The following is a 1,080-nucleotide window of genomic DNA, read 5'->3' as shown; positions in this document are numbered from 1 at the left end:
ATTGCGTGAGAAGCCCAAACCTCTTCAAGTTTGCCAGATGTGGTTACTTGTCCTTTATCTATAATCGCAAGATGCTGAGCAAGCCTCAAAATCTCTTGTAGGCTATGCGTTACATAGATAATGGGAATGTTCACCTTGTCTGACAACTCTTCCAGAAATGGCATGACTTCACGCTTTCTGGGCATATCTAGTGATGCGAGAGGTTCATCCATCAACAACAAATCCGGCTTCGATAACAGTGCACGAGCAATAGCGACACGTTGCTTTTCACCGCCAGAGAGTGAGATTGGAAAACGCTTTAAAAGAGGTTTGATGGAGAGCAAGTCCGTCACGGCATCAAAATACGCGTCTTCTTTTTCCTTCACTCCATACAAAAGATTGCCCTGTACAGAGTAATGAGGAAATAAACGCGAATCCTGAAATACATACCCGATTTTACGTTTATGCGTTGGTAAATTGATCCCTTGTTCACTGTCAAACAAGACGTGATCACCAATTGCAATTCTGCCCTGTTGTGGCGTCACCAACCCACTAATCACATTAATTAATGTGGTTTTACCGGCTCCAGAACGTCCAAATAATGCACTTATTTCGTTACGTGGTAACGAAAGATCGATATCAAAGTTAGTTTCGCCAAGCGTTTGTTTGAATTGCATTTTAATTGTCATCGCTTCGCACCCAATCTACTCGCTGCTTTACGATTCAACCACTCAGAAATCATCAACGTCGATAAAGCGAGAGCAATAGAAATGATACACAAGCGTGCCGCTTCCATTTCCGCTCCCGGTGTTTCAATAAAATTGTACATAGCAAGGGGAATGGTTTGTGTCTCCCCGGGAATATTGGACACAAAACTGATGGTTGCGCCAAACTCACCCAGACTGCGGGCAAACGACAGCATAGTGCCCGTGATGATCCCTGGAATCGTCAGAGGCAAAGTAATGGTTAAAAAGACTTTTAAAGGCGATGCGCCCAACGTGGATGCCGCGTGTTCCAGTTTAGGATCCACACTTTCCAAACTTAACCGGATAGAGCGAACCATCAAAGGCAATGCGACAACAATACAAGCGACAACTGCCC

The 1,080-nt window shown here is 44.4% G+C and carries 2 protein-coding genes; both read right to left on the bottom strand.

What is annotated here, in order from left to right:
• Nucleotides 1-668 (bottom strand): molybdenum ABC transporter ATP-binding protein (gene modC / locus R7Q38_RS24600; RefSeq protein ID WP_318114688.1); only part of this gene is annotated, 668 nt, incomplete at its 3' end.
• Nucleotides 665-1,080 (bottom strand): ABC transporter permease subunit (locus tag R7Q38_RS24595; RefSeq protein WP_318114687.1); only part of this gene is annotated, 416 nt, incomplete at its 5' end. The genes modC and R7Q38_RS24595, both read right to left, overlap by 4 nt.

The organism is Vibrio sp. Vb0598, from assembly GCF_033338935.1.
Classification (GTDB): Bacteria; Pseudomonadota; Gammaproteobacteria; order Enterobacterales; family Vibrionaceae; genus Vibrio; species Vibrio alginolyticus.
The sequence above is the reverse complement of the archived record's forward strand: the minus strand, read 5'-3'. Positions and strand labels throughout refer to the sequence as shown.